26 protein-coding genes are annotated in these 26,967 nt (G+C 69.9%); 11 read left to right on the plus strand and 15 right to left on the minus strand.

Features of this window, described 5'->3' with window-relative positions; all coding sequences use genetic code 11:
• The first annotated feature begins 199 nt into the window (after nucleotides 1-199).
• The 5 genes from BLW81_RS27540 (at nucleotide 200) to BLW81_RS27560 (ending at nucleotide 6,042) form a co-directional block, all read left to right on the plus strand.
• Nucleotides 200-958 carry a class I SAM-dependent methyltransferase gene (locus BLW81_RS27540; protein WP_083409948.1) on the plus strand — a complete coding sequence of 253 codons (759 nt, stop codon included), beginning with the start codon at nucleotides 200-202 and terminating at the stop codon, nucleotides 956-958.
• Between the two features lie 35 nt (nucleotides 959-993).
• Nucleotides 994-2,634, plus strand: a complete 1,641-nt coding sequence (locus tag BLW81_RS27545; protein ID WP_083409949.1) for an acyl-CoA carboxylase subunit beta — start codon at nucleotides 994-996, stop codon at nucleotides 2,632-2,634.
• Nucleotides 2,635-2,657: 23 nt separating this feature from the next.
• The gene (locus BLW81_RS27550) at nucleotides 2,658-2,915 is read left to right on the plus strand and encodes an acyl-CoA carboxylase subunit epsilon (protein WP_083409950.1); all 258 of its coding nucleotides are present in this window, start codon (nucleotides 2,658-2,660) and stop codon (nucleotides 2,913-2,915) included.
• Nucleotides 2,912-3,556 (plus strand): Maf family protein, encoded by a 645-nt coding sequence (locus BLW81_RS27555; RefSeq protein WP_083409951.1) that lies wholly within the window; start codon nucleotides 2,912-2,914, stop codon nucleotides 3,554-3,556. Before BLW81_RS27550 ends, BLW81_RS27555 begins: the two co-directional genes overlap by 4 nt.
• Before the next feature lie 692 nt (nucleotides 3,557-4,248).
• Nucleotides 4,249-6,042, plus strand: a complete 1,794-nt coding sequence (locus BLW81_RS27560) for a hypothetical protein (RefSeq protein WP_157897856.1) — start codon at nucleotides 4,249-4,251, stop codon at nucleotides 6,040-6,042.
• Nucleotides 6,043-6,107: 65 nt separating this feature from the next.
• Here BLW81_RS27560 and BLW81_RS27565 read toward each other — a convergent pair whose 3' ends face one another.
• The 4 genes from BLW81_RS27565 to BLW81_RS27580 all read right to left on the minus strand — a co-directional run bounded on the left by BLW81_RS27565 (nucleotide 6,108) and on the right by BLW81_RS27580 (nucleotide 10,398).
• Nucleotides 6,108-7,088, minus strand: a complete 981-nt coding sequence (locus tag BLW81_RS27565) for an NAD-dependent epimerase/dehydratase family protein (protein WP_083409953.1) — start codon at nucleotides 7,086-7,088, stop codon at nucleotides 6,108-6,110.
• On the minus strand, nucleotides 7,081-8,430 hold the full coding sequence (locus BLW81_RS27570) for a nucleotide sugar dehydrogenase (protein ID WP_083409954.1): 1,350 nt from the start codon (nucleotides 8,428-8,430) through the stop codon (nucleotides 7,081-7,083). The genes BLW81_RS27565 and BLW81_RS27570 overlap by 8 nt, the downstream gene beginning before the upstream one ends.
• A gap of 155 nt (nucleotides 8,431-8,585) precedes the next feature.
• The gene (locus BLW81_RS27575; RefSeq protein ID WP_083409955.1) at nucleotides 8,586-9,722 is read right to left on the minus strand and encodes a glycosyltransferase; all 1,137 of its coding nucleotides are present in this window, start codon (nucleotides 9,720-9,722) and stop codon (nucleotides 8,586-8,588) included.
• A gap of 40 nt (nucleotides 9,723-9,762) precedes the next feature.
• Entirely contained in the window at nucleotides 9,763-10,398 is a 636-nt protein-coding gene (locus tag BLW81_RS27580; RefSeq protein ID WP_235632114.1) for an acyltransferase, read from the minus strand.
• A 180-nt stretch (nucleotides 10,399-10,578) separates the two neighbouring features.
• Here BLW81_RS27580 and BLW81_RS27585 point away from each other — a divergent pair, with 180 nt between their 5' ends.
• The 4 genes from BLW81_RS27585 to BLW81_RS27600 all read left to right on the plus strand — a co-directional run bounded on the left by BLW81_RS27585 (nucleotide 10,579) and on the right by BLW81_RS27600 (nucleotide 14,222).
• Nucleotides 10,579-11,466 carry a sulfurtransferase gene (locus BLW81_RS27585; RefSeq protein ID WP_083409956.1) on the plus strand — a complete coding sequence of 296 codons (888 nt, stop codon included), beginning with the start codon at nucleotides 10,579-10,581 and terminating at the stop codon, nucleotides 11,464-11,466.
• Between the two features lie 2 nt (nucleotides 11,467-11,468).
• Nucleotides 11,469-11,873: a SufE family protein gene (locus BLW81_RS27590; protein ID WP_173839756.1), complete on the plus strand. Its 405-nt coding sequence runs from the start codon at nucleotides 11,469-11,471 to the stop codon at nucleotides 11,871-11,873.
• A 129-nt stretch (nucleotides 11,874-12,002) separates the two neighbouring features.
• Complete coding sequence (locus tag BLW81_RS27595; RefSeq protein ID WP_083409958.1) at nucleotides 12,003-13,802, plus strand: acetyl-CoA carboxylase biotin carboxylase subunit; 1,800 nt, start codon at nucleotides 12,003-12,005, stop codon at nucleotides 13,800-13,802.
• A 90-nt stretch (nucleotides 13,803-13,892) separates the two neighbouring features.
• The gene (locus BLW81_RS27600) at nucleotides 13,893-14,222 is read left to right on the plus strand and encodes a hypothetical protein (protein ID WP_083409959.1); all 330 of its coding nucleotides are present in this window, start codon (nucleotides 13,893-13,895) and stop codon (nucleotides 14,220-14,222) included.
• On the opposite strand, the gene BLW81_RS27605 is transcribed toward BLW81_RS27600, so the two are convergent.
• Nucleotides 14,215-14,751, minus strand: a complete 537-nt coding sequence (locus BLW81_RS27605; RefSeq protein ID WP_083409960.1) for a nucleotidyltransferase family protein — start codon at nucleotides 14,749-14,751, stop codon at nucleotides 14,215-14,217. The two genes, BLW81_RS27600 and BLW81_RS27605, sit on opposite strands and share 8 nt — an antisense overlap.
• Before the next feature lie 287 nt (nucleotides 14,752-15,038).
• On the opposite strand from BLW81_RS27605, the gene BLW81_RS27610 reads away from it, so the two are divergent.
• Entirely contained in the window at nucleotides 15,039-15,476 is a 438-nt protein-coding gene (locus BLW81_RS27610; protein ID WP_083409961.1) for an STAS domain-containing protein, read from the plus strand.
• Here BLW81_RS27610 and BLW81_RS27615 read toward each other — a convergent pair.
• Both BLW81_RS27615 and BLW81_RS27620 read right to left on the minus strand, forming a co-directional pair.
• Nucleotides 15,456-16,244: an RNA polymerase sigma factor SigF gene (locus tag BLW81_RS27615; protein ID WP_083409962.1), complete on the minus strand. Its 789-nt coding sequence runs from the start codon at nucleotides 16,242-16,244 to the stop codon at nucleotides 15,456-15,458. The genes BLW81_RS27610 and BLW81_RS27615 overlap by 21 nt on opposite strands.
• Nucleotides 16,241-16,681 (minus strand): ATP-binding protein, encoded by a 441-nt coding sequence (locus BLW81_RS27620; protein WP_083409963.1) that lies wholly within the window; start codon nucleotides 16,679-16,681, stop codon nucleotides 16,241-16,243. The genes BLW81_RS27615 and BLW81_RS27620 overlap by 4 nt, the downstream gene beginning before the upstream one ends.
• Nucleotides 16,682-16,933: 252 nt before the next feature.
• Between BLW81_RS27620 and BLW81_RS27625 the strand changes: the two genes are divergently transcribed.
• Complete coding sequence (locus BLW81_RS27625; RefSeq protein WP_083409964.1) at nucleotides 16,934-17,953, plus strand: DNA topoisomerase IB; 1,020 nt, start codon at nucleotides 16,934-16,936, stop codon at nucleotides 17,951-17,953.
• On the opposite strand, the gene BLW81_RS27630 is transcribed toward BLW81_RS27625, so the two are convergent.
• Genes BLW81_RS27630 through BLW81_RS27665 form a run of 8 tightly spaced genes read right to left on the minus strand, consistent with a single transcriptional unit; the run spans nucleotide 17,947 to nucleotide 26,967 of the window.
• The gene (locus BLW81_RS27630; RefSeq protein WP_083409965.1) at nucleotides 17,947-19,245 is read right to left on the minus strand and encodes a UDP-glucose dehydrogenase family protein; all 1,299 of its coding nucleotides are present in this window, start codon (nucleotides 19,243-19,245) and stop codon (nucleotides 17,947-17,949) included. The two genes, BLW81_RS27625 and BLW81_RS27630, sit on opposite strands and share 7 nt — an antisense overlap.
• Nucleotides 19,242-20,180, minus strand: a complete 939-nt coding sequence (locus tag BLW81_RS27635) for a glycosyltransferase family 9 protein (RefSeq protein ID WP_173839686.1) — start codon at nucleotides 20,178-20,180, stop codon at nucleotides 19,242-19,244. Before BLW81_RS27635 ends, BLW81_RS27630 begins: the two co-directional genes overlap by 4 nt.
• Nucleotides 20,171-20,869 carry an SDR family oxidoreductase gene (locus BLW81_RS27640; protein ID WP_083409966.1) on the minus strand — a complete coding sequence of 233 codons (699 nt, stop codon included), beginning with the start codon at nucleotides 20,867-20,869 and terminating at the stop codon, nucleotides 20,171-20,173. The genes BLW81_RS27635 and BLW81_RS27640 overlap by 10 nt, the downstream gene beginning before the upstream one ends.
• 16 nt (nucleotides 20,870-20,885) lie before the next feature.
• Entirely contained in the window at nucleotides 20,886-22,241 is a 1,356-nt protein-coding gene (locus BLW81_RS27645; RefSeq protein WP_083409967.1) for a PfkB family carbohydrate kinase, read from the minus strand.
• On the minus strand, nucleotides 22,234-22,803 hold the full coding sequence (locus tag BLW81_RS27650) for a D-sedoheptulose-7-phosphate isomerase (RefSeq protein ID WP_083410867.1): 570 nt from the start codon (nucleotides 22,801-22,803) through the stop codon (nucleotides 22,234-22,236). The genes BLW81_RS27645 and BLW81_RS27650 overlap by 8 nt, the downstream gene beginning before the upstream one ends.
• Nucleotides 22,800-23,825 (minus strand): glycosyltransferase family 9 protein, encoded by a 1,026-nt coding sequence (locus BLW81_RS27655; RefSeq protein WP_083409968.1) that lies wholly within the window; start codon nucleotides 23,823-23,825, stop codon nucleotides 22,800-22,802. Before BLW81_RS27655 ends, BLW81_RS27650 begins: the two co-directional genes overlap by 4 nt.
• Entirely contained in the window at nucleotides 23,822-25,315 is a 1,494-nt protein-coding gene (locus BLW81_RS27660; RefSeq protein ID WP_083409969.1) for an HAD-IIIA family hydrolase, read from the minus strand. Before BLW81_RS27660 ends, BLW81_RS27655 begins: the two co-directional genes overlap by 4 nt.
• Nucleotides 25,312-26,967 (minus strand): carbamoyltransferase family protein, encoded by a 1,656-nt coding sequence (locus BLW81_RS27665; RefSeq protein WP_083409970.1) that lies wholly within the window; start codon nucleotides 26,965-26,967, stop codon nucleotides 25,312-25,314. The genes BLW81_RS27660 and BLW81_RS27665 overlap by 4 nt, the downstream gene beginning before the upstream one ends.

Here is a 26,967-nt window from a genome sequence, read left to right on the forward strand (position 1 = left end):
ACCGCGGCGCGTCTCCCGCGAGCGGAATCGTCGCAGGTAGAGCGGCTGACCGGGCGGGAACCTGGGGTTTCGTCGATGACCGCGGCGCATTCGTGGATATCGCGGCGCGGGCCTTCGCTGGGCGTCGTCTCGCGGAGCGAGGAAACCCGTTCACCGGGTATAGTGTGGCGTTCAGCAAATAACCTCCGGAAGTGATCACATGGGAATTGACGACTTCGCCAGCACGGTGATGAGCCGTGACGGCCAAGTTGGATACACCGACCTCGACACCCTGTGGAAGGGCTACGACGCCTTCGTCCACGACCTCGCGCAACGCGAGGGCGTCAAGCGGGTGGCCGAACTCGGCGGTGGCGCGAACCCGATCATCGGCGACGCCGAGCGGTGGGGATTCGCCGATCACCGTGTGGTGATTGACATTTCGGCCAACGAGCTCGCCAAGTCCGCCGGTGACATCGAGACGCGGGTGGCCGACCTGTGCCAGCCGATCACCGAGGAGCACAACACGTACGACCTGTTGTTCTCGAAGATGTTGTGCGAGCACCTGCCTGACGCGCGCACGTTCCACCAGAACTGCTTCAACCTGTTGCGGCCGGGCGGCTTGTCGGTGCACTACTTCCCGACGCTGTTCACGTTCCCGTTCGTGGTGAACAAGCTGATCCCGGAGAAGGCGGCGCTCGCGGTCGTCGACAAGCTGCAGCCGGGCCGGCTGCAGATGGGCAACATGGACAAGTTCCCGGCCTACTACCGGTGGACGACGGGCCCGACCAAGCGCGCGATCCGTCGGTTCGAGAGCGTCGGATTTCAGGTCGAGCAGTGGCACGGGGCGTTCGGGCATCACTACTACCACGTGATCAAGCCGCTCGACGCGATCGAGCGCGCCAAGACCCGGTTCCTGCTCAAGCACCCGGTGCCGGCGCTGACGAGCTTCGCCGCGGTGGTCCTGCGCAAGCCTGCTTAAGGAGACATTAAGGCCGTTCGTTAGCATCGTCTTTCATGACGAGCGTTAGCGAACAGTCGGTCGAGCCGTCGGGCGAACACGAGATCGACATCCACACCACCGCGGGCAAGCTGGCCGATCTGCGTAGGCGGGCCGAGGAGACGCTGCACCCGGTCGGTGAGGCGGCGGTCGAGAAGATCCACGCCAAGGGCAAGCTGACCGCTCGCGAGCGCATCCTGGCGCTGCTCGACGAGGGTTCGTTCGTCGAACTCGACGCGCTGGCCCGGCACCGCAGCACCAATTTCGGGCTCGCCGACAAGCGCCCGTTCGGTGACGGCGTGGTGACCGGCTACGGCACCATCGACGGCCGCGAGGTGTGCATCTTCAGCCAGGACGTCTCGGTGTTCGGCGGCAGCCTCGGCGAGGTGTACGGCGAAAAGATCGTCAAGGTCCAGAATCTGGCTATCAAGACCGGCCGCCCGCTGATCGGCATCAACGACGGCGCCGGCGCCCGCATCCAGGAGGGTGTGGTGTCGCTGGGCCTGTACAGCCAGATCTTCCACAACAACATCCTGGCCTCGGGCGTGATCCCGCAGATCTCGCTGATCATGGGCGCCGCGGCTGGCGGCCACGTGTACTCCCCCGCGCTGACCGACTTCATCGTGATGGTCGACCAGACCAGCCAGATGTTCATCACCGGTCCCGACGTCATCAAGACCGTCACCGGCGAGGACGTCACGATGGAGGAGCTCGGCGGCGCTCACACCCACATGGCGAAGTCGGGCACCGCGCACTACGTCGCCTCCGGTGAGCAGGACGCGTTCGACTATGTGCGGGAACTGCTGAGCTACCTACCGAGCAACAACCACGCCGATCCGCCGCGGTTCTCCGAGCCGGTGCCCGAGGGCCCGATCGAGGAGAACCTCACCGAGGAAGACCTCGAGCTGGACACGCTGATCCCGGATTCGCCGAACCAGCCCTACGACATGCACGAGGTGATCACCCGCATCCTCGACGAGGACGAGTTCCTCGAGGTGCAGGCCGGTTACGCGCAGAACATCATCGTCGGGTTCGGCCGCATCGAGGGCCGGCCGGTGGGCATCGTCGCCAACCAGCCGACGCAGTTCGCCGGCTGCCTGGACATCAACGCCTCCGAGAAGGCGGCGCGGTTCATCCGGACCTGCGACTGCTTCAACGTGCCGATCGTGATGCTCGTCGACGTGCCCGGCTTCCTGCCCGGCACCGGCCAGGAGTACAACGGCATCATCCGGCGCGGCGCCAAGCTGCTCTACGCCTACGGCGAGGCCACGGTCGCCAAGATCACCGTGATCACCCGCAAGGCCTACGGCGGCGCGTACTGCGTGATGGGGTCCAAGGAGATGGGCGCCGACGTGAACGTCGCCTGGCCGACCGCGCAGATCGCGGTGATGGGCGCGGCCGGTGCGGTCGGGTTCGTGTACCGCCAGCAGCTCTCCGAGGCGGCCAAGAACGGTGAGGACGTCGACGCGCTGCGCCTGCAGCTGCAGCAGGACTACGAGGACACCCTCGTCAACCCGTACGTCGCCGCCGAGCGCGGATACGTCGACGCGGTGATCCCGCCGTCGCATACGCGCGGGTACGTGGCGAACGCGCTGCGGCTGCTGGAACGCAAGATCACGCAGACGCCGCCGAAGAAGCACGGGAACATCCCGCTGTGAGCGGAGCGAACGATCCAGCTTCAGTGAGTGATGCAATCGAGAAGGCGGCCGACGTGAGCGACGAGAAGCACGAGGCGCACATCCAGGTGCTCCGCGGTCAGCCGACCGACGAGGAGCTGGCCGCGGTGCTCGCCGTGTTCGCCGCCGCCTCCGGGGCGCCGGCCGAACCCCGCGAGCAGGAAGAGAACCTGTGGGGCCACCCGGTCGACCGGCTGCGGTATTCACCGTTCAGCTGGCAGAAGGTGACCCTCGTGGAACGGACGCACATGCGCCGTCGATGACGCGGGTCATCCTCGCGTCGGCGTCGTCGGGCCGCCGAAAAGTGTTGCGGCAGGCCGGAATCGATCCGCTGGTCATCGTCTCCGGCGTTGACGAGGACGCGGTGGCGGCGAGCCTGCCTGCGACCGCGACCCCCGCCGACGTGACCGTCGCGCTGGCGACCGCCAAGGCCGACGCCGTGGCCGCCGAGCTGGATCCGGCGCTGGCGGCCGACAGCGTGGTCATCGGCTGTGATTCGATGCTCTTCCGCGACGGCGAGTTGGTCGGCAAGCCGGCTTCGGCCGCGGCCGCGCTGGCCGGCTGGCGCACGATGGCCGGGAGCTCGGGCGTGCTGCACACCGGCCATTGCGTGCTGCGACTCGACGGCGGCGCGGTGGTGCACCGCGTCGCCGAGGCGGCCGCGACCACTGTCCACTTCGCGCGTCCCAGCGACGAGGACCTGACTGCCTACATCGACAGCGGCGAGCCGACGGCCGTGGCGGGCGGGTTCACGCTCGACGGCCTGGGCGGCTGGTTCATCGACGGCGTGGACGGCGATCCATCGGCGGTCATCGGCATCGGACTGCCGCTGATGCGCTCACTCCTCGAACGCTGCGGGCTGTCGGTCGCGCGGCTGTGGTCGGCCAATCCGGTCGGCGACTAGCTGTCAGCACACCGACGTCTTCGCGGCATCGACGTCATTTGATGTTGCTGAAAGGAACAAGGCGGCTTTGCACAGCGGCCTGATATTGACGCTCGGACCGTCCCACGCGATTGATCGCCGATTCGTCACAATGGACAAATAACGAAGTTATCCCGGCGCTGCGGCATCCCCACCATTAATTTGCGACCGCGTCAGCCCCCGCCTGCGGCAAACTCGATGCAGCGACAGCGGCATCGACCGTGCACAACGGCCCCGGCCGTTCCGGCCAGGATGCTGTCCCCCGCGCCCGCCGACCGCCCCGACCGCGGGCCCGTGGCACCGCGCCGGCACCATGAATTGCCTGATCATGAAGCATCCGGCAGCACAGCGGTCGACGAGGCCGCCATTCTCCCCGGCCTGCGACTGTGGTAATTCCCTCGGCGATCAGCCGAACCGGCCATGCTGCGGTAATGTCGCTGAAACCTCATCCCAGCGAACTCGGTGTAGTGACGAAGACATTCGCTGATGTTGATTTCAGAGTTCAGTTCGCAGTTCGCAGACCGGCGTGTCGCCAATTCCGGTGACGGCACTCCAAACCCGAAATGGCTCCATATTGCGGAATTGTCTGGAAAGATGTCATTATCTTTGCCAATCGGTTCTGACGCGCAGCCGCGGCAACCTATCTCCGGGCTTCTCCGGGAAAGGACTCTGCAATGGGTGGGAGACACAACGTGCACAAAGAGCGCAGCCATCGCGTCCGCGCTGCCGTCGCCATGGGCGCCCTCGCCGCGGCGGGGGCCGCGTTCGGCACCGAGGCACTGAGCACCGCGCCGGAGTTGCCGGCCAGACCGATCGGCGCCTACGCGACGCCGAACACCCTCTACGCGGAGACCATCCGGCTGGTGAACTCGTCGGAGCCGCTGCTCTTCGGCTCGGCCGCCGCACCGGCGCCGGCCGGCGGCGCAGACGGTGACGGGCCCGCAACTCAGGCAGCGGCCGCTCCGGCGTTCAATCCGGGCAAGGCGCTGTTCGACGGGATCGTCGACTACTTCACCTATCCGGTCCACTACGACGATCAGGCGATCGCCGGCTTCCCGCACTCCGCGCGAATCTATTTCGAGCGGCCCTGGACGATGGTGACCACGCCACTGGCCACGATCTCTGCGGCCCAGGCGTGGACCAACGTCGGCGCCGGCTACATGGCCAAGATGAACCTGATCGGCCCGACGATGGACGCCACGTTCCAGCGCGCCGTGCGGGAGATGGCGGCGATCAACACCGCGCAAGATCCGTTCGCGGTGGCCCAGGACGTCGTGCGTGTGTTCGTCCGCAACGGCGAGGCGCCGGGTGAGCACGGCGGCGTGCTCTTCGGCAACGGCGCTGCCGGTGCGGCCGGCCAGGACGGCGGCGACGGCGGCCTGTTCTTCGGCTCCGGCGGGCGCGGCGGCGACGGCGAGGACGGCCAGGACGGCGGAAACGGCGGCCGCGGCGGGTTCTTCGTCGGCAACGGCGGCGAGGGCGGTGCCGGCGGTGACGCCACCGGTACCGGCGACGTCACCGCGGGCAACGGCGGCCGCGGCGGCGCCAGCGGCTTCTTCGTCGGCACCGGCGGCGTCGGCGGCGCGGGCGGAACGGCCACGTCGACCGACGGCACCGCGACCGGCGGGACCGGCGGCGCGGGCGGCGACGCCGGTGTCATCGGCAATGCCGGAGACGGCGGCGCGGGCGGCACCGCGACAGGTGTCACCGGCGCGGTCGGCGGCGACGGCGGCGGCGGCGGCCACCACGACATGCTCAGTGGCTTCGGCGGCATCGGCGGCCGCGGCGGTGACGCGACGACCGAGACCGGAGACGCCACCGGCGGCGACGGCGGCGACGGCGGCCGCACCGGCATCGACGGCAACAGCGGCACCGGCGGCAACGGTGGCAACGCCTCGACGGGTGCAGGAACCGCAACCGGTGGCGACGGTGGCGACGCCGGCGACGCCGGATTCAACGGCAACACCCAGATGACCGGCGGCCCGTACCGCAACCAGGGTGGCGACGGCGGCAACGCCACGGTCGGTATCGGTACCGCAATCGGTGGCGCCGGCGGTGACGGAGCCAGTTCCGGATGGGACGGCGACGGCGGTCGCGGCGGTACCGGCGGCGACGCCACCGTCAACGAAGAAGGCGACGCGCAGGGCGGAGCAGGCGGCAACGGCGGAGCCGGCGGCTGGCAGGCGGCCAGCGGCCGCGGCGGCCACGGCGGCGACGCGACCAACAACGGCAGCGGCGACGCCACCGGCGGCGCGGGCGGCAAGGGCGGCAGCGGCGTCTTCGGCGTGTTCGACGCGCCCGGCGGCGTCGGCGGCAAGGGCGGCAACGGCACCGCGGCCGACGGCACCGGCACCGGCGGCGCCGGCGGCACGGGTGGTATCGGGCAGGGCGGCGGCGCGCACGGCGGCGCAGGCAAGGCCGGCACCGGCAGCGGCGACAGCGGCGACTCGGGCGGCGACGACGACTGAGCACGGCAGCACGCGAAAGGCCGGGAACCGCAACGGTTCCCGGCCTTTTCGCTGTGGCGGCCCGGCTACATCAGGTCGTTGGCCGGTTTGTCGTCGCGGTGCTCGCGATACCAGGCCACGGTGCGCTCCAGGCCGTCGTCGAGGCTGACCCGCGGTGACCACCCGAGCCCGCGCATCTTCGTCACATCGGGGCAGCGTCGCCGCGTTCCGCCCTTGGGCAGTTCACCGGGACGGATGTCGAGATCGATGCCCACGATCTTGCCGATCCGGCCGGCCAGCTCGCGGATGGTGATCTCGTCCTCGCTGCCGATGTGGTAGATCTCGCGGTGCCCGCCCTTGTCGTACATCGTCAGGATGCCGTCGACGCAGTCGTCGACGTAGAGGAACGACCGCGTCTCGGTGCCGTCGCCCTGGATCGGGAACGTGCCGTCGCCGGCGTCCTTGGCGGCCAGCGCGCGCATGATGAACTGCGGCTCTACGTGCTTCCAGCCCATGTCGGGCCCAAAGATGTTGTGCGGACGGAAGATCTGCACCTTGCGGTAGTGCTCGCGGCCGTAGTTGAACGCGATCAGCTCGCTGACGATCTTGCCGCCGCCGTAGGAGTACCGCGGGTTGAGGCTGTCGGGCAGCATCAACGGGATCGTCTCGGGGGTCGGGATCACCGCGGGCGTCTGGTAGACCTCGGCGGTGGAGGCGAACACCAGATCCGGCACGCCGGCCGCGCGTGCGGCGTTGGTGACCGCCAGCGCGCCCAGCATGCCGACCTCGAGCACGAGTTCGGGGTTGGTGTAGAAGTTTTCGGTGCCGTTGACCGCCGCCAGGTGCATGACCACTTCCGCGCCGGCGAACGCCTTCTCCAGCGCCGCCTGGTCACGCACGTCGCAGGTGAACAACTCGACGTCGTCGGCGACACCCGCGAATCGCTTGGCGTCACCACGAACCATGTTGTCGACCACCGCGACGTCCCAGCCGTCGGCGACCATCCGCTTGGTCAGGTATGCACCGATGAAGCCGCCGCCACCGGTGATCACCGCGCGTCTAGACATCGACCGGCACCCATCCGCTGTTGCCGACCGCGAAGTACGAGTCCCCCAGTTCGGACTTCGGCAGATGGCTGAAGTGGTTCCAGTAGTCGAAGATGAACCCGTCCGGGCTGATGAACTCGCTGATCGTGCGCGGCGAGATCTGGCCGAGCGACGGATGGTTGTTGCCGATCACCACGACCGACGCCCCGCTCACCGCGTCCCCGAACCGGTTGAACACCCGGTCGTCCGGAAACTCCGCGGCCAGCACTTCCGGGGAGGTGACGGGGTCGTACAGGCCGATCTCGGCTTCCGGATGCGCCTTGCGCAACTGGTCGAGCACCTTGATCGACATCGACCCGCGCAGGTCGCTGGTCTCGGGCAGGCCCTTGAACGCCATGCCGACCAGGCTGATCTTCAGCGGTCCCCGCTCGGACAGCTTGCGGCGGTTGATCTCGGTGCTGATGAAGCGGACCGTCTCCTGCGGTTGGCGCTCGTTGATCATCCGGCCCGCGCTCGTCATCTCCAGGTGGACGCCGCGGGTGCGGGCGCTCTCCATCAGGATGTGCGGGTCCTTTTCCAGGCAGGGCCCGCCGACAAGACCCGGCATCGGGATATTCGTGCGGCTGTAACCGAGTTTGCCGGAGGCAATGACTTCGTGCGCGTTGACACCGAATGCATCACATAGCCGGGCGACTTCATTGGCGAATGCGAATTGCACATCGCGGAACGTATTGCTGACCAGTTTGATGATCTCGGCGGTTTCCACCCCGGAGACCTGGACGATGGAATTCGTCAACCGGCGGAACAACGCCGCGGCCCGGTCGGCGACGGCCTGTTCGTCGGCGCCGACGATCTGCGGCAGTTCGCGCAACTCCTGCAGTGCTTTGCCCTCGAGGGTGCGCTCGGGGCACATCGCGATGTCGAACTGCTTGCCGCTCTCGGCCAGCGCCGGCGCGACCACGTCGCGGGTGGTGCCGACCTTCACCGTGGACCGCAGGATGACCAGCGCACCATCGCGCATGTTGGCGGCGATGTCGCGGGCGGCGGCCTCGATCATGTCGACGCGGGCCACGCCGTCCGCGGACAGCGGCGTGCCGACCGTGATGATGTAGGTGTCGCAGGTGAACGAACCGTCGAACCGTTCGGCCGCGCGCAGTTTGCCCGAACGGGTCACACCGGACAGCGCGTCGGGCAGACCGGTCTCGGTGAAGTGCGGGATGCCCTGGTTGGTCATCTCGACGATTTCTGGCCGCGTCTCCACGCCGATCACCGAACTGCCGGACTCCGCGAGCACCGTCGCCAGGGTCAATCCGACATAACCGAGCCCGACTATTCCCACGTCGTATTTTGCTGGCTCAGACATAGGCCTCTCATTCCCATCTGCTGGAGAAGTTTGCGGCATCGCGTCACGACGATACGTTGCCCACACTGATTTCGCGTAATTGAAAGCGCTTTTTAAACGTCAGCGTCAATTAGCAAGACGTTGCCGGCGGTCTCACTGTAGCCGCGCGCTGCCCCTCAGACCCGGATTCCGGCGCGTACCAGATCCTCGAACGACCGGTGCGGTTTGCGGGTCTCCCAGTGCGCCCGGTTCGCCTCGTAGAGGTCGTTGCCCGCCTTGACCGCCACGTCGCGGTCGAGCAGGTGGCGCCGACATTCGGCGATGAACTGCTCCTCGTCGTCATAGGTGGGCAGGTCGAACAGCGCGGGCAGCGACCCGACCGCGGGGCTGGTGCCGATGACCGGCAGCCCCTTGCTGATCGAGTCGAGGATCTTGACCCGCACGCCACCGCCGGTCTTGATCGGCGCCATCAGCGCCCGGCAGGTGCGGAAGAAGCCCGGCAGATCCTCGACGAACCCGAGGTCGCGCACGCCCGGCGGGTAGACCGGGTCCTTGGCGCCGGGCTTCTTGGGGCCCGCGATGCACAGCTCGGCGCCCGGGATGCCCTCGGCGATCCGCGGCCACAGCTGCAGCGCGTAGAGGAAGCCTTCCTGGTTCGGCGGCCAGTCCCGCACGCCGACGAAGCCGAGGCGCGGTCCGGTCGCCGAGACGTCGATCTTCTCCGAGGGCGGCAGCGTCACGTCGAGCCAGCGCGCCCGCGGCTGACCGTTGGCGCGGTACATCTCGGCTTCCTCGATGTCGTAGGTGCCGACGGCGTCGGCGGCCTTGGCCACCCGGATCTCGTCGCGCAGCAGCCGGGGCTCCTCGATCTTGCCGAGCAGTCCCCTGGTCGACAGCCACACCTGGGACTCGGTGTTGATGGTGTTGATGATCAGGCCGCGCCGCCCGGCATGGCTGCTGCGCAGGAAGGATTCGGCCATATAACTGTGCTCGGCGACGAAGACGTCGGAGTCGACGCCGTCGATCGCGGTGACCAGCTCGTCGAAGTCGAACCGCACGTGCGCCAGGCTGCGGCGCTTGGTCAGCGAGCGGGCCAGGATGCGGGCCTTGTCGACCGGCGGTTTGCGCACCCGGGTCAAAGGCAGTCCACCGGGTACGAGATCGACTGTGGCCGAACCATTCTCGGCCGACAGGCACAACGCAGCGACGTCGAAGGAGTCGGCGGCCAGGCGCATGGCGACCCGGGACAGCTCGATGTCGCCGCCGTGCTGGGTCGCGGGGTCTTTCGACAGCAGGAAGGTCACCTTGGTCATCGGTCAGCCAATCGGTCGGTTCGGGAGACGGGCACGCGCGCTAGGAGAACAGCGGGCGGTAGCCCGCGGTGTAGGCCAGGGCCTCGGGATCGCGCTGCCCGATGACCTTGAGGGGATCGCCGCCGACGACTTCGCATTCCTCGATGTCGCGCATCACCGTCGCCTGCCCGGCGATCACCGCGCCGCGCTTGATGTGCGAGGGCAGGACCATCGCGCGGCTGGCGATCCAGGCGTAGTCCTCGACGACGGTGGGCACCGGCACGTGCCGCAGGCCGGGGTGGTCGATGTCGCGGCGGGATCCGATGATGTGCACGTCGCTGGCGATCGTGACGTTGTTGCCGATGAACAACCCGCCGCGGGCGTCGAGCAGGCAGCGCCAGCCGATCGCGGTTTCGTCGCCGATGGTCAGGTACGCGATGCCGTAGACCAGGGTGCCGCGCATGATCGCGGATTTCTCGCCGATGGTGGCCCCGCAGGCCCGCAGGAAGCCCTGCCGCACGGTGTGCGACGGCACATGGGTCAACACCAGATTGAAGATTTGCTCGCCGAGCCGGTCACGCAGCCGCCGCAGCGCGCCGGGCGGGGTGGCGGGCGGCACCTTCAGGTTCGGCGCCGCGGCCCGCCTGCGGGCCACGTCATCGGCGGTGACGTGCGGTGCGTGCGGTTCTAAGCTCACGTGCTCCTGCTCCCGCGGTCGGTGTGGGCGCCGGCTGCGACGGTGTCGACGCCGCGCCTGGCGGGGGTTAGCCAATGACTGAAGGAAAACTCCCCGGACTTCATACCGTAGAAGGTTTGCCACAACAAGCAAGCGCTGAGCCGACCGCGCGTCGTCGGCTGCCTGGGTAGGCTCTGCTTTGTGCCATTGCCTGCCGATCCAGATCCCGCCCTGCAGTCGTACGCCCACCCGGAACGCCTGGTCACCGCCGACTGGTTGTCGGCGAACCTGGGCAGGCCGGGCCTCGCGATCGTCGAGTCCGACGAAGATGTGTTGCTCTACGACACCGGCCACATCCCCGGCGCGGTGAAGATCGACTGGCACACCGACCTCAACGACCCGAACGTGCGCGACTACATCACCGGCGAGCAGTTCGCCGAGCTGATGAACCGCAAGGGCATCTCCCGCGACGACACCGTGGTGATCTACGGCGACAAGAGCAACTGGTGGGCCGCCTACGCGCTGTGGGTGTTCACCTTGTTCGGCCACCCCGACGTGCGGCTGCTCAACGGCGGCCGGGACCTGTGGATCTCCGACGGCCGCGAGACCACTTTGGACGTGCCGAACAAGCAGTCCACCGGCTACCCCGTCGTCGAACGCGACGACGCGCCGATCCGCGCCTTCAAAGAGGACGTGCTGGGCGCACTCGGTTCGCAACCGCTGATCGACGTGCGCTCGCCGCAGGAATACACCGGCGAGCGCACGCACATGCCGGACTACCCGGAAGAGGGTGCGCTGCGCGGCGGGCACGTCCCCACCGCGCGGTCGATCCCGTGGGCCAAGGCCGCCGACGACAGCGGCCGGTTCCGCAGCCGCGCCGAACTCGAGGAGCTGTACGGCTTTTTGAGCTCCGACGACAAGACGATCGTGTACTGCCGCATCGGTGAACGCTCCAGCCACACGTGGTTCGTGCTGACCCACCTGCTGGGGTTGCCCGGCGTGCGCAACTACGACGGCTCGTGGACCGAGTGGGGCAACGCGGTGCGGGTCCCGGTGGCGGTCGGGGAAGAGCCGGGCGAAGCACCGTGAGTATGCCGGCCGCGTTGGCCGAGGTGGTCTCGGACTTCAAAGAGGTTGAGGGACAAGACAAGCTGCAACTCCTGTTGGAGTTCGCCAACGAGCTGCCGCCGCTGCCCGCCGACCTCGAAGAGGCCGCGATGGAGCCCGTGCCGGAGTGCCAGTCGCCGCTGTTCCTGCACGTCGACGCCGACGACCGCGCGCATGTGCGGCTGTATTTCAGCGCTCCCGCCGAGGCGCCCACCACCCGGGGATTCGCCGCGATCCTGGCCGCGGGCCTCGATGACCTGCCCGCCGACGAGATCCTGGCGGTGCCCGACGACTTCTATTCCGAGCTGGGGCTGGCGAAGCTGATCAGTCCGCTGCGGCTGCGCGGCATGTCGGCGATGCTCACGCGCATCAAGAAGCGGCTGCGCTGACGCCAGCCGGGGCAAATTGGTTACTCACGGGTAAGGGACCGGCTCGCCGAGACCTCAGCAGAGCCGCATAAACTCCCTCCGATACATTCTTAAAGACGTTTCTTAAAGAACTTGCCGTCAGGAGGGCCAGTGGCCAGTCACGCCAGCTCGAAGATCTCCAAGGTGCTGGTCGCCAATCGTGGAGAGATCGCCGTCCGGGTCATCAGGGCCGCCAAGGACGCCGGGCTCGAGAGCGTGGCGGTCTATGCCGAACCCGACGCCGACGCCCCGCACGTGCGGCTGGCCGACGAGGCGTTCGCCCTCGGCGGGCAGACCTCGGCCGAGTCCTACCTGGTGTTCGAGAAGCTCCTCGACGCCGCGGCCAAGTCCGGCGCCAACGCCATCCATCCCGGCTACGGATTCCTCTCGGAGAACGCCGATTTCGCCCAGGCGGTCATCGACACGGGGCTGATCTGGATCGGGCCCAGCCCGCAGTCCATCCGCGATCTCGGCGACAAGGTCACCGCGCGCCACATCGCCGCGCGCGCTCAGGCGCCGCTGGTGCCCGGCACGTCGGATCCGGTCAAGGACGCCGACGAGGTCGTGGCCTTCGCCAAGGAGTACGGCGTGCCGATCGCGATCAAGGCGGCGTTCGGCGGCGGTGGCCGCGGCATGAAGGTCGCCCGCACCATCGAGGAGATCCCCGAGCTCTACGAGTCGGCGGTCCGCGAGGCCGTCGCGGCGTTCGGTCGCGGCGAGTGCTTCGTCGAGCGCTACCTCGACAAGCCGCGCCACGTCGAGGCCCAGGTCATCGCCGACCAGCACGGCAACGTGGTGGTCGCGGGCACCCGTGACTGCTCGCTGCAGCGCCGCTTCCAGAAGCTGGTCGAGGAGGCGCCGGCGCCGTTCCTGACCGACGCGCAGCGCAAAGAGATCCACGAGTCGGCCAAGCGCATCTGCAAGGAGGCCGGCTACTACGGCGCGGGCACCGTCGAGTACCTGGTCGGCCAGGACGGCCTGATCAGCTTCCTCGAGGTCAACACCCGCCTGCAGGTCGAGCACCCGGTGACCGAGGAGACCTCGGGCCTCGACCTGGTGCGCCAGCAGTTCCGCATCGCCAACGGCGAGCCGCTCGACATCACCGAGGACCCGACGCCGCGCGGGCACTCGTTCGAGTTCCGCATCAACGGTGAGGACGCCGGCCGCGGCTTCCTGCCGGCTCCGGGCCCCGTCACCAAGTACGAGCCGCCGACCGGCCCGGGTGTGCGGCTGGACTCGGGCGTGGAGACCGGTTCGGTCATCGGCGGCCAGTTCGACTCGATGCTGGCCAAGCTGATCGTCACCGGCGCCACCCGCCAGGAGGCGCTCGAGCGGTCCCGGCGCGCGCTGGCCGAGTTCACCGTCGAGGGCCTGGCCACGGTGATCCCGTTCCACCGCGCCGTGGTGTCCGATCCCGCGTTCATCGGCGACGAGAACGGCTTCACCGTGCACACCCGCTGGATCGAGACCGAGTGGGACAACACCGTCGAGCCGTTCACCGGCGGCGACCCCATCGAGGAGGAGGACACCGTCCCCCGCCAGACGGTGGTGGTCGAGGTCGGTGGCCGCCGCCTGGAGGTCTCGCTGCCCGGCGATCTGGCGATCGGCGGCGGCGGCGCGCCCGCGGGCGGGTCCAACGTCGTGCGTAAGAAGCCCAAGGCCCGCAAGCGCGGCTCGCAGGGCGGTGCGGCCGCTTCGGGTGACGCCGTGACCGCGCCGATGCAGGGCACCGTGGTCAAGGTCGCCGTCGAGGAGGGCCAGGAGGTCTCCGCGGGTGATCTCGTCGTGGTGCTCGAGGCGATGAAGATGGAGAACCCCGTCACCGCCCACAAGGACGGCACCATCACCGGGCTGGCCGTCGAGGCCGGCGCCGCGATCACCCAGGGCACCGTCCTCGCCGAGATCAAGTAGGCCAGTCTTCCGCCGAGCAGACGCAAAATGCCCCTGAAACGCGTGTTTTCTGGGCATTGTGCGTCTGCTCGCGCATAAGAGGCGCCCATCATGGAGCCCGTCGAGATCAACGCCGGCGCCTGGTATCTGCGCGCGCTGCGCGACGACGAACTGATCGACGACCGGCCGGCGCTCGCGGAGATGGGCGAGACCGACCCCGACTACGTCACCCGCTGCCGGGCGCGCTGGGCCTCCGACACCGGCTACTCGTGGGCGGTGTGCGAGCCGACGACCGGCGAGATGCTCGCCGAGATCACCGTCGACCCGCAGATCCCGGTGCTGCACAAGCGTTTTCGGGACGGCCACGGCGACGCCGCGGCGATCGCCGAGCAGTCGGTGCGCCGGTTCGCCGCGGCGATGCTCGGTGTCACGCTCAGCTGACGTCGATGTCGCGGCCGCTCGCCAGGTCGGCGCACTCCACCGCGACGACGTCATCGCGGCCGGCCAGATAGGGCCGCGCACCCTCGTCGCCGCGCAACCGGCCCAGCAGGTCGGGCCAGTGGGCGCGGGCGATGACCACGGGGTGACCCGGCCGACCTTCGTAGCGGGCCCGCGCCAGGCCCGACGTCGAGGACAGCGCCGCGGCCACCACGCGGCGCACCACCTCGGGCCCCACATCGGGGGTGTCGACGGTGTGCACGACCGCGTAGTCGGCGTCGACCGCGGACAGTCCGGCGCGCAGCGACGCCGACAGGCCGTCCGCCCACGCCTCGGCGAACACCGAACGCGCTGGTGGCGGCACCTCGACCAGCGCTGCGCCGAGCACCACCACCACGTCGTCGCACCCGCCGTCGTGCAGCGCGCCGACGGCCGTCGTCAACCATTGCCCCTCGGCGGCAAGGACTTTCGGCATACCGAACCGACTACCCGCGCCCGCGGCCAGCAGTACCCCGGCGACCGTCGTGGACATACCGACAAGTGTGCGGGGCGCACCGGCGGTTCGCCAAACGCGCGTTATTGACGCCAAAGATGACGGAAGGCGCGCCGCTGACCTGCGGCTATGACGACATCACACGATTGATTGTGCGGGGTGGACAAGGGGCGTAGGGTTCAATGCAGGTTGAGTTCACAGCCGCTTACGTCATCGACGTGCAGGGTGAAAACTCCCGCCACTGCTGCGAAGGCTTTGAACACGCAGGGCCCCAAATTTTGACGTGAACCACAGTACGAATCCCGTATTCACTGATGGAGTCACATATGTCTGCTATTTCCCATTTTTCTTCTCCTCAACCGGTCGACCCGTCGACCGAACCGAGCGAGTGCCACACCGCCCATTTCGCCACCCGAGGGCTGGAACCGGGCACGACGGTCGTCGCTGCATACGGTGAGATCGACGCCGCCAACGCGCTGGAGTTCGTCGACTACGCACTGCGCGACGGCGAGCACATCGAGCGACTGGTGGTCGACCTGACCGGAGTCGACTTCTTCGGCACCGCAGGGTTTTCCGCGCTGCACACGCTCAACGTGCGCACTGCGGGCCAGGACATCTACTGGGCGATGACACCGAGCGTGTCGGTCAAACGGCTGCTGCGCATCTGCGATCCCGACGCCGCCCTGCCGGTGTTCGACAGCGTGCAGGCGGCGGTCGACGCGGTGCGGGGCCGCCCGGCGCCGCTACTCAAGCTGGTCCCGTAGCCGCATCAGCGACTTCGCCAACAGCCGCGACACGTGCATCTGCGAGATGCCCACGCGCTCGGCGATCTGCGTCTGGGTGAGCGACTCGAAGAACCGCAGCAGCAGCACCGTGCGTTCGCGCTCGGGCAGCGCGGCGAGCAACGGACGCAGCGCCTCGCGGTTCTCGATCTGGTCCAGTCCGAGGTCGACGTCACCGAGGGTGTCCGCGATCGCGGGCGCATCCTCGGTGCCGCTGCCCCCGCTGTCGATCGACAGCGTGTTGTAGGAACTGCCGGCCACCAGGCCCTCGACGACCTCGTCGCGGTCCATGTCGAGTTCGGCGGCCAGCTCAGAGGCCGTCGGGGCGCGGCCCAGCCGCTGTGAGAGCTCTGCGGTCGCGGCGCCCAGTCGCAGATGGAGCTCCTTGAGCCGGCGCGGCACCTTCACCGACCAGCTGTTGTCCCGGAAGTGCCTGCGGACCTCGCCCATGATCGTGGGCACCGCGAACGACACGAAGTCCGAACCGGCCTCCACGTCGAACCGGATCACGGCGTTGACCAGCCCGACGCGCGCCACCTGAACGAGGTCTTCCCGCGGTTCGCCGCGGCCGTCGAACCGGCGGGCGATGTGATCGGCCAACGGCAGGCAGCGTTCCACGATGCGGTCGCGCTGGCGTTGGAACTTCGGCGAATCCGCCGGCAGTTCCTTCAACGCACGGAACATGTCGGCGACATCCGCGTACTCAGAGTTCGATCGCGACGACGAACCCTGCGACGTCGACGGGCTCACTGCAGCGTGCTCGCTCGCCTCGTCGTCATGGAGATCCCGAATACCTGCGTCTGATCGGGCCCCTGGCCGTCCTCGAACGTGGTGACCTCGTCGGTCAGCGAGCTCAGCACGTGCCAGCTGAAGCTGCCCGGGGTCAAGACGTCGGAGCTCTTACATGTCGTCGACGCGTCGATCACGACGGCGTCGTCGCGGGGATCGATGACCAGAAGCAGTTCGGAGTTCGGCACCGCGGACCGGATGAGGCGGGTGCACGCTTCGTCGACCGCGAGTCGCAGATCGGCGACGGCGTCGAAGTCCAGATCCTCGAATGTCGCCACCGCGGCGACGAGGGTGCGCAGCACAGCAAGGTTCTCGAGCTCGGCGGCGACGCGGAGTTCCACCGACCGCGCGCCGTGCCCGTTCTTCTTGTTCACAGCTGTGTTGGCAACGTCGGCCATTTGACCTCCCGGCATGTCGAGGCGAGATTACCCCAGGCTTTGGTCCCGCTAACCACGAGGACTCCGGTTGCCCCGCAACAGCCACGTGTGCCATCGGCCGGTCCGGGTATTAGCTCTGGCATGGAGAAGTTGCGACCACGAAAATCCCGCGCGCGGTGAAGCCGACAGTGACGCACAGCGTTCTGCGGGCGCGACGAAACCAGACCTCTCCATGGTGGATGTGCTGTACCCCCGACTCCTCGGATGCCAAACATGCGACTGCGGCGTAGCGACGTCAGCGGTCCGGGGCTGCGGCGGGTGCGGCGAGGCCGCGGGTTCTCCTACCACCAGCCCGACGGGAGCCCGGTCACCGATGAGGTGACGCTGCAGCGCATCAAGGACCTGGTGATCCCGCCGGCGTGGCGGAACGTGTGGATCTGCCCGCAACCCGCCGGGCACATCCAGGCGGTCGGCACCGACGCCGCGGGGCGCCGCCAGTACCTGTACCACCAGCAGTGGCAGGAGGAGCGCAACGAGGAGAAGTTCGACCGGGTGCTGCAGATGTCGGCCGCGCTGCCGGAGATGCGCAGGCGCATCGCCGCGGACCTGCGGGGCCGCGGCCTCACCCGCGACCGCGTGCTGGCCTTGGCGCTGCATCTGCTCGACCTCGGCTACTTCCGCGCGGGTTCTGAGCAGTACGTCGAGGAGAACAACTCCTACGGCATTTCCACGCTGTTGTGTGAGCATGTCACGCTGCAGCGCACCGCCATCGAGTTCGACTTCCCGGCCAAGAGCGGGGTGCGGCGCACCCTGACGATCGACGATCCCGAAGCGGTCCGCTCGGTGCGCGCGCTGCTGCGCCGACCGCAGCGCACCGAGCGGCTGCTGGTGTGCCGCAACGGTTCCGGCTGGACCGATCTGCACTCCGACGACCTCAACGCCCGGTTCAAGGAACTCGTCGGCGACGAGTACACGGTCAAGGATCTGCGCACCTGGCACGGCACCGTGCTGGCGGCGGCCGCCTTCGTCGACGCCGACCCGCCGGTCAACAAGACCGTGATCAAGCGGGTGGAGTCGGCGGTGATGAAGGAGGTGGCCGCGGAACTCGGCAACACCCCCGCGGTGGCGCGCGCGTCCTACGTGGACCCGCGGGTCGTGCAGGCCTACGAATCCGAACAGACGATCGCCGCCGCGGTGCGGCGTTCCACGCGGATGAAGATGCTCGCCGACCGCCAGGAGGTGCTCGACCGCGGCACCGCCCGGTTGATCCGCAAGGTCGCCAAAGGTCAATAACCCGAGCGGGTTCCGTTGCCCACGTACCTCAGCCCGGCGTCGGCCAGCGCGGCGGCGTCCAGCAGGTTGCGGGTGTCGAGGACGACGGCGCCGGGCGCCTGTTCGGCGATCGCGGTCCAGTCCAGTTCGCGGAACTCCGGCCACTCGGTGAGCACGACGATCGCGTCCGCGTCCTTGGCCGCCAGGTACGGGTCGTCGACCGGGGTGACCGCGGCGGCTCGCAGCCGGGACTGGTCCAGCGCGCCGAGCCGCGGGTCGTAGCCGGTGACCGTGGCGCCCGCGCGGCTCAACGCGGCGCCGATCGTCAACGCGGGCGAGTCGCGCACGTCGCTGGTGCCTGCCTTGAACGTCAGGCCCAGCGCGGTGAGCCGCGCCCGGTGCAGTGGGACCCGCAGCGCGCGGCGCAGCGCCGCGGCGATGTGGTCGGGCTGGGCGGCGTTGGTGCGGCGGGCCGACTCGATCTCGGGCAGTGCGACACACGCCCGCCTGCCGGTGTGCAGGATCGCGGCGGTGTCCTTCGGCAGGCACGAGCCGCCCCATCCCGGCCCCGGCGCCAAAAAGTGCGGGCCGATGCGCACGTCGGCACCCATGCTGCGGGTGACATCGGTGATGTCGGCACCCACCGTCCCGCACAGCCGCGCCAGTGAGTTCGCATACGAGATCTTCACCGCCAGGAACGCATTGCTCGCATACTTCGACAGCTCCGCGCTCTCGGGGTTCATCACGAACGTCTGGGCGTGGTTGCCCAGGACGCCCGTCACCACGGCGGCCGCGTCGGCGTCCTCGGTGCCGACCACGATGCGGTCGGGGTTGCGGAAGTCGTACACCGCGTGGCTCTCCCGCAGGAACTCCGGATTGGACACCGCGCGGATGCCCGCGGAGCGCACCCGCTCCCCGACCCGACGGGTGGTGCCGACCGGCACCGTCGACTTCAGCACCAGCACCGCCCCGGCGGCGAGCACCCCGGCGAGTTCGTCGACGACGTTGTCGACGGCGGACAGATCGGCCGAGCCGTCCGGTCCGCTGGGCGTGGGCACGCAGACGAACACCACGTCGCGGTCGTCGAGACCTGCGCAGTGCGAGGCGAATTCGAGGGTGCCGCCGGCGAGTCCCTGGCGCAGCAGCTCGGGCAGGCCGGGTTCGTCGATGTGCGCGACGCCGTTGCGCAGCTGTTCGACGCGGTCGGGGTCAACGTCGACGCAGACCGTGTGGTGCCCACGTTCGGCCAGGCAGACCGCGGTCGTCAACCCGACATAGCCGGCGCCGACGACACCGGCGCGCACGGCGGTCATGCGCAGTCCTCGAGTAGGGTCGCGGTGGCCTCCAGCACCCGCGAGACGGTGATCAGCAGCAGGCCGCTGTGCGGGCGGTCACCGTGTGGATCGCCGACATCGCCTGCCCAGACGGCGATGTGGGGGCCGGTGCCCTTGGGTCCCCACCGCGCGGGCGGGGTCGGACCGAACAGCAGCACCGAGGGCGTGCCGGTCGCTGTGGCGATGTGACCGACACCGGTGTCGCCGCAGATCAGCAGGCGGCAGTCGCTGATCAGCGCCACCAGCTCGAGCAGTTCCAGCCGGCCGGCGAGCACGGCCGACGGCGGCAGACCGGCCGCGGCGGCCACCGTGTGCGCGAGGTCGACCTCTCCGCTGTCGCCGGTGATCACCACCTCGCAGCCCTTGTCGCGCAGTGCGGCCGCGACGGCGGCGAACCGGTCCGCCGGCCAGCGTCGCGCGGCGAACGCCGCGCCCGGGTGGACCACCACCACCGACGACCGGTCGGGATAACCGTCCGGCCGGTCGATACCCAGATCGGATGTGTCGCAGGGTATTGCGGCCCACTCGAGCAGCGCGCACCAGCGGTCGACCTCGTGCAGGTCCGGACGCCACGGCGGCCCGTCGACCTCCGGGAACGCGGGATGCCGGTGGCTGAGCAACCGTTGCGGCCGCAGCGCGAGCAGGTCGGCGGTGCTCTCGGGCCCGCTGCCGTGCAGATTGACTGCGAGCGCCGGGGCTTCGGCACGCGGGCGCAGACCTCCGAGCCCCGGGGTCGGGTCGACCTCGTCGACGGCGCCCGAGAGCAGCGCCAGTTCGGTGTAGCGCTGCGGTGCGGCGAGCACGATGTGAGCGTCCGGGTGGGCACGGCGCAATCCGCGCAGCGCCGGGATGCCGGTGAGCAGGTCGCCCAGGCCCAGCGCGCGCAGCACCAGGATGTCGCGGCTCACGGCCACGAAGACTCCGTGGACGCGCACACGACGAGTTCACGTACCTCGCAGCCCGCCGGTTGGGACAGCGCGAACACGACGCTCTCGGCGACGTCCTCGGGTTGGTTGAGTTTCGCGTCGGGCGGCGGCTTGTACTGCTCGTCGCGGCTGTCGAAGAACGCGGTGTGCATGCCGCCGGGGATCAGGGTCGTGACACCGACCTCGCCGGCGAGTTCGGCCGCCAGCGCCCGGGAGAAGCCGATCACGCCGAACTTCGACGCGCAGTACGCCGTCGCGTCGCTGACCGCCTTGATGCCCAGCGTCGATGCGCAGGTGACGATCCGGCCGCGGGTGGTCTTCAGATACGGCAGCGCCGAGCGGATCACGGCGGCGGTGCCGAGCAGGTTGACGTGCACGACCCGTTCCCAGTCCTTGACGGGAACGTCGCCGAGCTTTCCGCAGGCGTCGGTGCCGCCCGCGGTGAACACGCCGTGGAGTTGGCCGTCGCACTGGTCGGCCAGTGCGCGCACCGCCGCGTCGACGGCGTCGGTGTCGGCGAGGTCCGCCCGAGCGAACGCGAAACCGTCCTGCGGGTCGTTGCGGTCGATGATCAGCGGTGTTCCCCCGTGTCGGGCAACGGCTTTCGCGGTGGCGGCGCCGAGTCCCGAGGCGCCGCCGGTGATGATGACATTGCCCAGCGTGGTGTCGAGTCCCATGTGGTGTTCCTTCCGGTCAGGACCGCGCGGCGGCGATCAGGTTCGATGACGAATAGCCCGCGACGGTGGGCAGCAGCACGACCTCGCCGCCGTGCCTGCGCACCACGGCCGCCTCGGGCAGATCGGTCTCGGCGTAGTCGCCGCCCTTGACCCAGACGTCGGGCTGTAGCTGGTCCAGCGCGGCTTCGGGTGAGTGTTCGTCGAAGATCACCACCGCGTCGACGCAGGCGAGTGCTGCGAGCACCCGCGCGCGGTCGTGATCGGCGACGACCGGCCGACGCGGACCCTTGAGCGCGCGCACCGACGCGTCCGAGTTCAGCAGCACCACCAGCGCGTCGCCGAGGTCGCGCGCCTGCCGCAGCAGCCGGACGTGGCCGGTGTGCAGCAGGTCGAAGCACCCTCCGGTGGCCACGAGCCGGCCACCCCTGCGGCGCAAGCGGTCCCGTACCTCGGCGATGTCGCCGGTGATGGCGGTCGACTGCACGTCGTCGGCGCTGCCGCCGGGTACGGCCGCGCTGGACACCCCCACCGCACCGCCGGCGGCGACGAACCGGCTGGCCGCCTCGACCGCGTCGGCGACCGCGCCGTGGACGTCCTTACCGTCGGCGAGCGCCAGTGTCGCGGCGATCGCGAACCGGTCGCCGGCGCCGCAGGTGTCGCCGTGCCCGCCCCCGCCGACGGTGTCCGGCACGGCGTGGTGCGCGCTGCCGTCGACCGTGGCCACCAGCGCGCCCCGCGGCCCGAGCGTCACACACACCGCGTCGGCGTCCCAGTGCACACGCAACGACTCGGCCGAGTTGTCTCCCGCCTCAGCCTGATTCGGCGTCACCAGTCGGCAGCCCGCGACCGGGGGCTCGCCGCGCGGATGCGGGTCCCACACGACCGGCACCCGCCCGGCGACACGGCCCAGCAGTTCGCGGATCTGCGGGTGGGCGGTCACTCCCCTGCCGTAGTCGGCCACACACACCGCCCGCGCGTAGCCGAGGATCTCGACGACCTGGGCGGGCAGCGGATCAGCGGCGGCCGAGCCCTCGCCGTGGTCGACCCGCAGCATCGACTGGCCCGCGGCGCGAATCCTGGTCTTGCAGACGGTGCTTCCCGACATCGGCAACGCGACGACGGTCACGCCCGCCTCGGCCAACAGGTCGGTCAGGGCCCGCCCGTCGGGGTCGTCGCCGACCGCGGTCACCAGCACCACGTCGCGGTCCGCGCGGGCCGCCAGCACGGCGGCCAGGCCTGCGCCACCGGGACGCCGCCAGATCCGTTCGGTGTCGACGACCGGTACGGGCGCCTCCGGGCTCAGCCGGGTGGCGCTGCCCTCGATGTCGACGTCGAGCATGGAGTCGCCGATGATCACCAGCGGTCTACTCATGGAATCCTCCCAGCAGCACGTCGTCGAGCGCGATGCACAGCGCGTGCACCAGCAGCAGGTGGATCTCCTGGACTGTCGCGGTGCTGGGCGCCTCGACGCAGACCGCGTCGTCGCACATCGCGGCGAGCGGGTTCGGTTGTGGTCCGGTGAACGCCCAAGTGGTCAAACCGGTTTCGTGCGCGGCCTTGACCGCCGCGAGCACGTTCGGGCTGGTGCCGCTGGTGGACAGCGACACCAGCACATCGCCGGGTCGGCCGTGCGCCCGCACCCCACGGGCGAATATCTCCTCGACGCCGTAGTCGTTGGCGATCGCGGTCAGCGCCGAGGTGTCGGCGTGCAACGAGATGGCCGACAGGGGGATCCGCTCGTCGCGGAATCTGCCGACCAGTTCGGCGGTCAGGTGCTGGGCCTCGGCCGCGCTGCCGCCGTTGCCGCAGGCCAGCACCCGGCCGCCGGTGGTGAGCACGTCGGCCAGCCGTCGTCCCCAGGCCTCCAGGCGCGGCACCTCCGGGCCGATGTGGTCGACCGCCTGGGACAGTGCCGACAGGTGCGTTTCGATCATCGGTGACATTGCTGTCCTCCAATCCTGTTGACCGCGTCGAGCAGGTCATCGTCGGTGATGCCGTCGAGGCAGGGATGTCCGTCGACCGGGCACACGCGGGCCCGGGTGAGCCGGCACGCGGCGTCCTGGTCGCCAAGCCGGATGACGCGATCGCCGTAGGGGCTCCACTGCGAGGCCGGGACCACCGGAGCGAACAGCGACACCACCGGCGCCCCGACGGCGGCCGCCAGGTGCGCGGGGCCGGTGTTCGGCGCGACCACCACCGCCGCGGCGGCGTAGACCGCCGCGAGGCCGGCCAGCGAGGTGCGGCCGCCGAGGTCGACGGCGACGTCACCGGCGACCGTCGCGGTGAGGTCGCGTTCGGCCGGGTCGCCGGTGACCACCACGCGGTGCCCGGCAGCGGCCAGCGCCGCGACCATCCGGGCGCTGCGTGCGGTGGTCGGCCGGCGCGCGGGCACGGCGGCGCCGGGATGGAACACCACGAACCGTGCAGCGCCCAGGATCTCGGCGATGTCGGCGGGTAGCGGCGGGACCCGCACCCGAAGCCTCCCGTCGTCGTCTGCGGGCAGTTCGCAGCTCGCCGCGCGCACCAGTGACAGCGCGCGCTCGGGTTCGGGGACGCCGGACTGCACATGGTGGCGCAGGTCGAGCAAGGTGCCGGGATAGTCCTCGCAGATCGCCCCGACCCACGGCACCGCGGCCATCCGGCAGATCAGCGCCAGCGGCAGCGGTGACTGGTGAAACGACGTCAGGATGTAGACCCGCTCGGGCGCCACGTCCCGCAGCTGTTTGACCAGGGCGTCGACGTGGTCGGCGGTGAGCCCGGGCGAGTCGAAATCGACCCAGGGGGCCTGCCATTCGATGATGTCGGCCACGCCGGGCAGCAGTTCGGCGGCGGCGTGGCCGCGCGGCCCGACGAGCAGCGTGACGCCGTCGTGGCGGTCGGCCACCGCGCGCACCGCCGGGCCGGTGATCAGCACGTCACCGGCACTGTCGAGTCTCGCGACCACGGCCCGGGTCATCGGCAGTCCTTGAGTACCAACGAAACCGCCTCGTCGATGCTGGACGCGACCCTGGCGCCGGCGCGGGCCCGGTTGATCTCGGGCCGTAGTGTGCGCCGGGTCGGCACCAGCACCGCGTCGGCTCCGGCGGCCAGTGCGGCCTCGACGTCGCCGCCGGTGTCGCCCATCAGCACGCACCGCGACGGGTGCACACCGAGCGCAGCGGCGGCGTCGACGACCATGCCCGGCGCGGGTTTGCGGCAGCGGCACCCGTCGGTGTCGTCGTGCAGGCAGACGTGCCACGAGTCGAACGGTCCGAGCGCGGCCTCGACTGCGGCGTTGACGGCCCGCAACTGGTCGGGGCTGATCAGACCCCTGGCGACCCCGGACTGGTTGGTCACCACCGCGAGCAGCAAACCCCTGCGGCGCAGCCGGTTCAGCGCGTCGACGGCGCCGGGCAGCGGGCGCACCCCGGCGGGGTCGTTGAGATAGGGACCGTCCTCGATGAGCGTGTCGTCGCGGTCGAACAACACGGCCAGCGGCGGATCGGGCCGGGCGCCGCGGAAGGTCCACTCCCCCGCGGCGCGGTGCGCCACCGCCACCGGCGGAATGAGCGCGCTGGTCAACACCATTCGGCCGGCCTCGGCCGCGGTGTGCGGCCCGGCCCAGAACCGCCGCGCGGCGAACTCGGCGGTCAGCAGTGCCCACAGCGCGGCCGCCAACCGCGCTGCCTGCCGCCGGCCGGTCAGCGCGCCGAGTGCCGCGACGACGCCTGTCGCGGTGGTCACCGCGTGCAGGGGCAGCCGGCCGCGGCCCTCGCCGATCTGCGCGCGCCAGCGCCTGCCGTGCTTGCGGCGCAGCAGCGCGTTGTCGCGGTTGCCGACCTGGGCCCGCACACTGCTCATCAGCGTGGCCTGGGCGACCGGATGGGTGCACCGGCGCGCGCCGCGCACGATCGTGTTGCCGGCGCGGGTGATTCGCAGCGCGACGTCGGAGTCCTCTCGGTAGGCGCGGGGGAACCGGTCGTCGAAGCCGCCGACGGCGACCAGCACGTCGCGGCGGAACGCCATGTCGGCGGTGATCCACTGGGCGTCAGCGAGCCGCTGGGTGCGGCGTTCGTCGTCGGTGGCCCGGCGCCCACCCACCCGCGGCACCTCGATCTGCGCCTGCGAGCCGGCCGCCGCCTGCACTTCGGCCTTGGCCAGGTCGTCGGCCAGCGCCGCGAACCAATTGGGTTGCGGCACAACGTCGTCGTCGAGGAAGCAGATCCAGTCCGCGGTGGTGGCCCGCCAGCCGGTGTTGCGCGCCGCCGCCGGACCGCGCCCGCCGCTGCGCAGCACACGCACCGGTAGCCGGCACTCGAGGGACAACGCGGGTTCGGTCGCGGCGCGATCGTCGACGACGATCACGTCGGCCGGTCGCGGGCCTGCGGAGCCCTCGAGTTCGGCGAGCAGGCGGTGCAGCGACGGCCGTCCCACCGTCGGCACCACGACCGCGAATTGCGGGGTCATCCCGGCCGCCTCACGACGAACGGGCCGATCGCCAGCACGTCGATCGGCGCGCTGCCAAAGCATTCGAGCGCATCGCGGGGGCTGTCGACCATCGGCCGGCCTGCGGTGTTGAAGCTCGTGTTGACGATCACTGGCACACCGGTGCGGGCGGCGAACCGGCTGATGGTGTCGTGCAGCAGCGGCAGGCTGCGGTCGACGGTCTGGATCCGCGCGGTGCCGTCAACGTGGGTGACGGCCGGGATCCGGTCGCGCCAGTGCGCGGCGACGTCGTGCACGAACAGCATGTAGGGGCTGGGAATCGGCCCCCCGGAGAAGATCTCGCCGGCGTGCTCGGCGAGCACCATGGGCGCGACGGGACGGAACTGTTCGCGGCCCTTGACGGTGTTGAGCCGCTCGAGGTTCTCGATCCGGCGCGGGTCGGCCAGCAGCGAGCGTTGGCCGAGTGCGCGTGGCCCGAACTCGGCGCGTCCCTGGAACCAACCGATGAGTTTGTTGTCGGCGAGCGCGTCGCCGATGGTGGCGGCCAGGTCGGCGGGCCGCTCGAACGGGACGGCGGCCTCAGTGAGGGTTGCGGCGATCTCGTCGTCGGAGAATCCGCGGCCCAGCGCCGCCGACGGCATCGGGACGATCGGCTCCCCCGCCTCACCGGCGAGCGCCAGTGCCGCCCCCAGCGCGGTACCCGAGTCTCCCGCCGCGGGTTGCACCCAGACGTTCGTGAACCGGCTACGGTCGAAGATCTTGGTGTTGGCGACGCAGTTCAACGCCACTCCGCCTGCCAGGCAGAGGTTTTCGTGGTCGGTGCGGTCGCCGAGCCAGGCCACCAGATCGAGCAGAACCTCCTCGACGACGGTTTGCACGCTGCACGCGAGGTCGGCGTGCTCGGGCTCGGGCCGATCCAGCGCATGCCCCTTGCCCGCGCCCGGCGCCCGCGCCGGGGTGATCGCGTCCCAGTCGACCGGTTCGGTGCGGAAACCGCCGTCCGGGCACGCATAGACCAGTTCGCGGAACCGGTCGGCGAACCTCGGGGTCCCGTAGGAGGCCATCGCCATCACCTTGTACTCGTCGCTGGAGCGCTTGAATCCCAGGTGCTCGGTGAGGTCTTCGTAGAGCAGGCCCAGCGAGTGCGGAAGCGACTGGGTGGCCAGCACATCGAGCTTGTGGTCGCGGTAGCTGCCCGCCAGCATCGAGGCGCGCTCGCCGCGGCCGTCGACGACCAGCACCGCGCAGTCGGGGTGCGGGGAGGCCAGCGCGCTTGACGCGGCGTGCGCGACGTGATGGCGGACGTGCCGCACGATGCCGGGATCGAGCCCCGGCAGCGCGGAGGCCAGGAACCGGGGCGCCCGTTCGGCGTACAGCGTGCGCAGGTACTCCCAGTCGCGGTCGAGACCCGCCAGACCGTCGGTGGTTTCGTCCATCAGCCGGGGGTCGTAGGAGTAGCCGACCAGGTCCAGATCCGCGGGCGTCAGGCCGGCCTGCTGCAGGCACCAGCGCGCCGACTCCACCGGGACCTCCCATGTCGAGAACGGCACCGCCTGCTTGCCGTGCTTGCGGCGGGTGAACCGCTCCTCCTCCGCGGCCGCGACGATCCGGCCGTCGACGACCAAGGCGGCGGCTGGGTCGTGGAATACCGCGTTGATTCCGAGGATTCGCAT

It is taken from the genome of Mycolicibacterium rutilum (assembly GCF_900108565.1).
Taxonomy (GTDB): Bacteria; Actinomycetota; Actinomycetes; order Mycobacteriales; family Mycobacteriaceae; genus Mycobacterium; species Mycobacterium rutilum.

Coding starts and splice junctions, on each gene's coding strand:
- BLW81_RS27620 (WP_083409963.1), bottom strand. CDS start 16,681: ATGGCCGACGTTGCCAACACAGCTGTGAACAAGAAGAACGGGCACGGC.
- BLW81_RS27600 (WP_083409959.1), top strand. CDS start 13,893: ATGGAGCCCGTCGAGATCAACGCCGGCGCCTGGTATCTGCGCGCGCTG.
- BLW81_RS27655 (WP_083409968.1), bottom strand. CDS start 23,825: ATGACCCGGGCCGTGGTCGCGAGACTCGACAGTGCCGGTGACGTGCTG.
- BLW81_RS27575 (WP_083409955.1), bottom strand. CDS start 9,722: ATGACCAAGGTGACCTTCCTGCTGTCGAAAGACCCCGCGACCCAGCAC.
- BLW81_RS27665 (WP_083409970.1), bottom strand. CDS start 26,967: ATGCGAATCCTCGGAATCAACGCGGTATTCCACGACCCAGCCGCCGCC.
- BLW81_RS27540 (WP_083409948.1), top strand. CDS start 200: ATGGGAATTGACGACTTCGCCAGCACGGTGATGAGCCGTGACGGCCAA.
- BLW81_RS27555 (WP_083409951.1), top strand. CDS start 2,912: ATGACGCGGGTCATCCTCGCGTCGGCGTCGTCGGGCCGCCGAAAAGTG.
- BLW81_RS27650 (WP_083410867.1), bottom strand. CDS start 22,803: ATGATCGAAACGCACCTGTCGGCACTGTCCCAGGCGGTCGACCACATC.
- BLW81_RS27645 (WP_083409967.1), bottom strand. CDS start 22,241: ATGAGTAGACCGCTGGTGATCATCGGCGACTCCATGCTCGACGTCGAC.
- BLW81_RS27570 (WP_083409954.1), bottom strand. CDS start 8,430: ATGTCTGAGCCAGCAAAATACGACGTGGGAATAGTCGGGCTCGGTTAT.
- BLW81_RS27625 (WP_083409964.1), top strand. CDS start 16,934: ATGCGACTGCGGCGTAGCGACGTCAGCGGTCCGGGGCTGCGGCGGGTG.
- BLW81_RS27545 (WP_083409949.1), top strand. CDS start 994: ATGACGAGCGTTAGCGAACAGTCGGTCGAGCCGTCGGGCGAACACGAG.
- BLW81_RS27560 (WP_157897856.1), top strand. CDS start 4,249: ATGGGTGGGAGACACAACGTGCACAAAGAGCGCAGCCATCGCGTCCGC.
- BLW81_RS27605 (WP_083409960.1), bottom strand. CDS start 14,751: ATGTCCACGACGGTCGCCGGGGTACTGCTGGCCGCGGGCGCGGGTAGT.
- BLW81_RS27565 (WP_083409953.1), bottom strand. CDS start 7,088: ATGTCTAGACGCGCGGTGATCACCGGTGGCGGCGGCTTCATCGGTGCA.
- BLW81_RS27640 (WP_083409966.1), bottom strand. CDS start 20,869: ATGGGACTCGACACCACGCTGGGCAATGTCATCATCACCGGCGGCGCC.
- BLW81_RS27590 (WP_173839756.1), top strand. CDS start 11,469: ATGCCGGCCGCGTTGGCCGAGGTGGTCTCGGACTTCAAAGAGGTTGAG.
- BLW81_RS27660 (WP_083409969.1), bottom strand. CDS start 25,315: ATGACCCCGCAATTCGCGGTCGTGGTGCCGACGGTGGGACGGCCGTCG.
- BLW81_RS27630 (WP_083409965.1), bottom strand. CDS start 19,245: ATGACCGCCGTGCGCGCCGGTGTCGTCGGCGCCGGCTATGTCGGGTTG.
- BLW81_RS27610 (WP_083409961.1), top strand. CDS start 15,039: ATGTCTGCTATTTCCCATTTTTCTTCTCCTCAACCGGTCGACCCGTCG.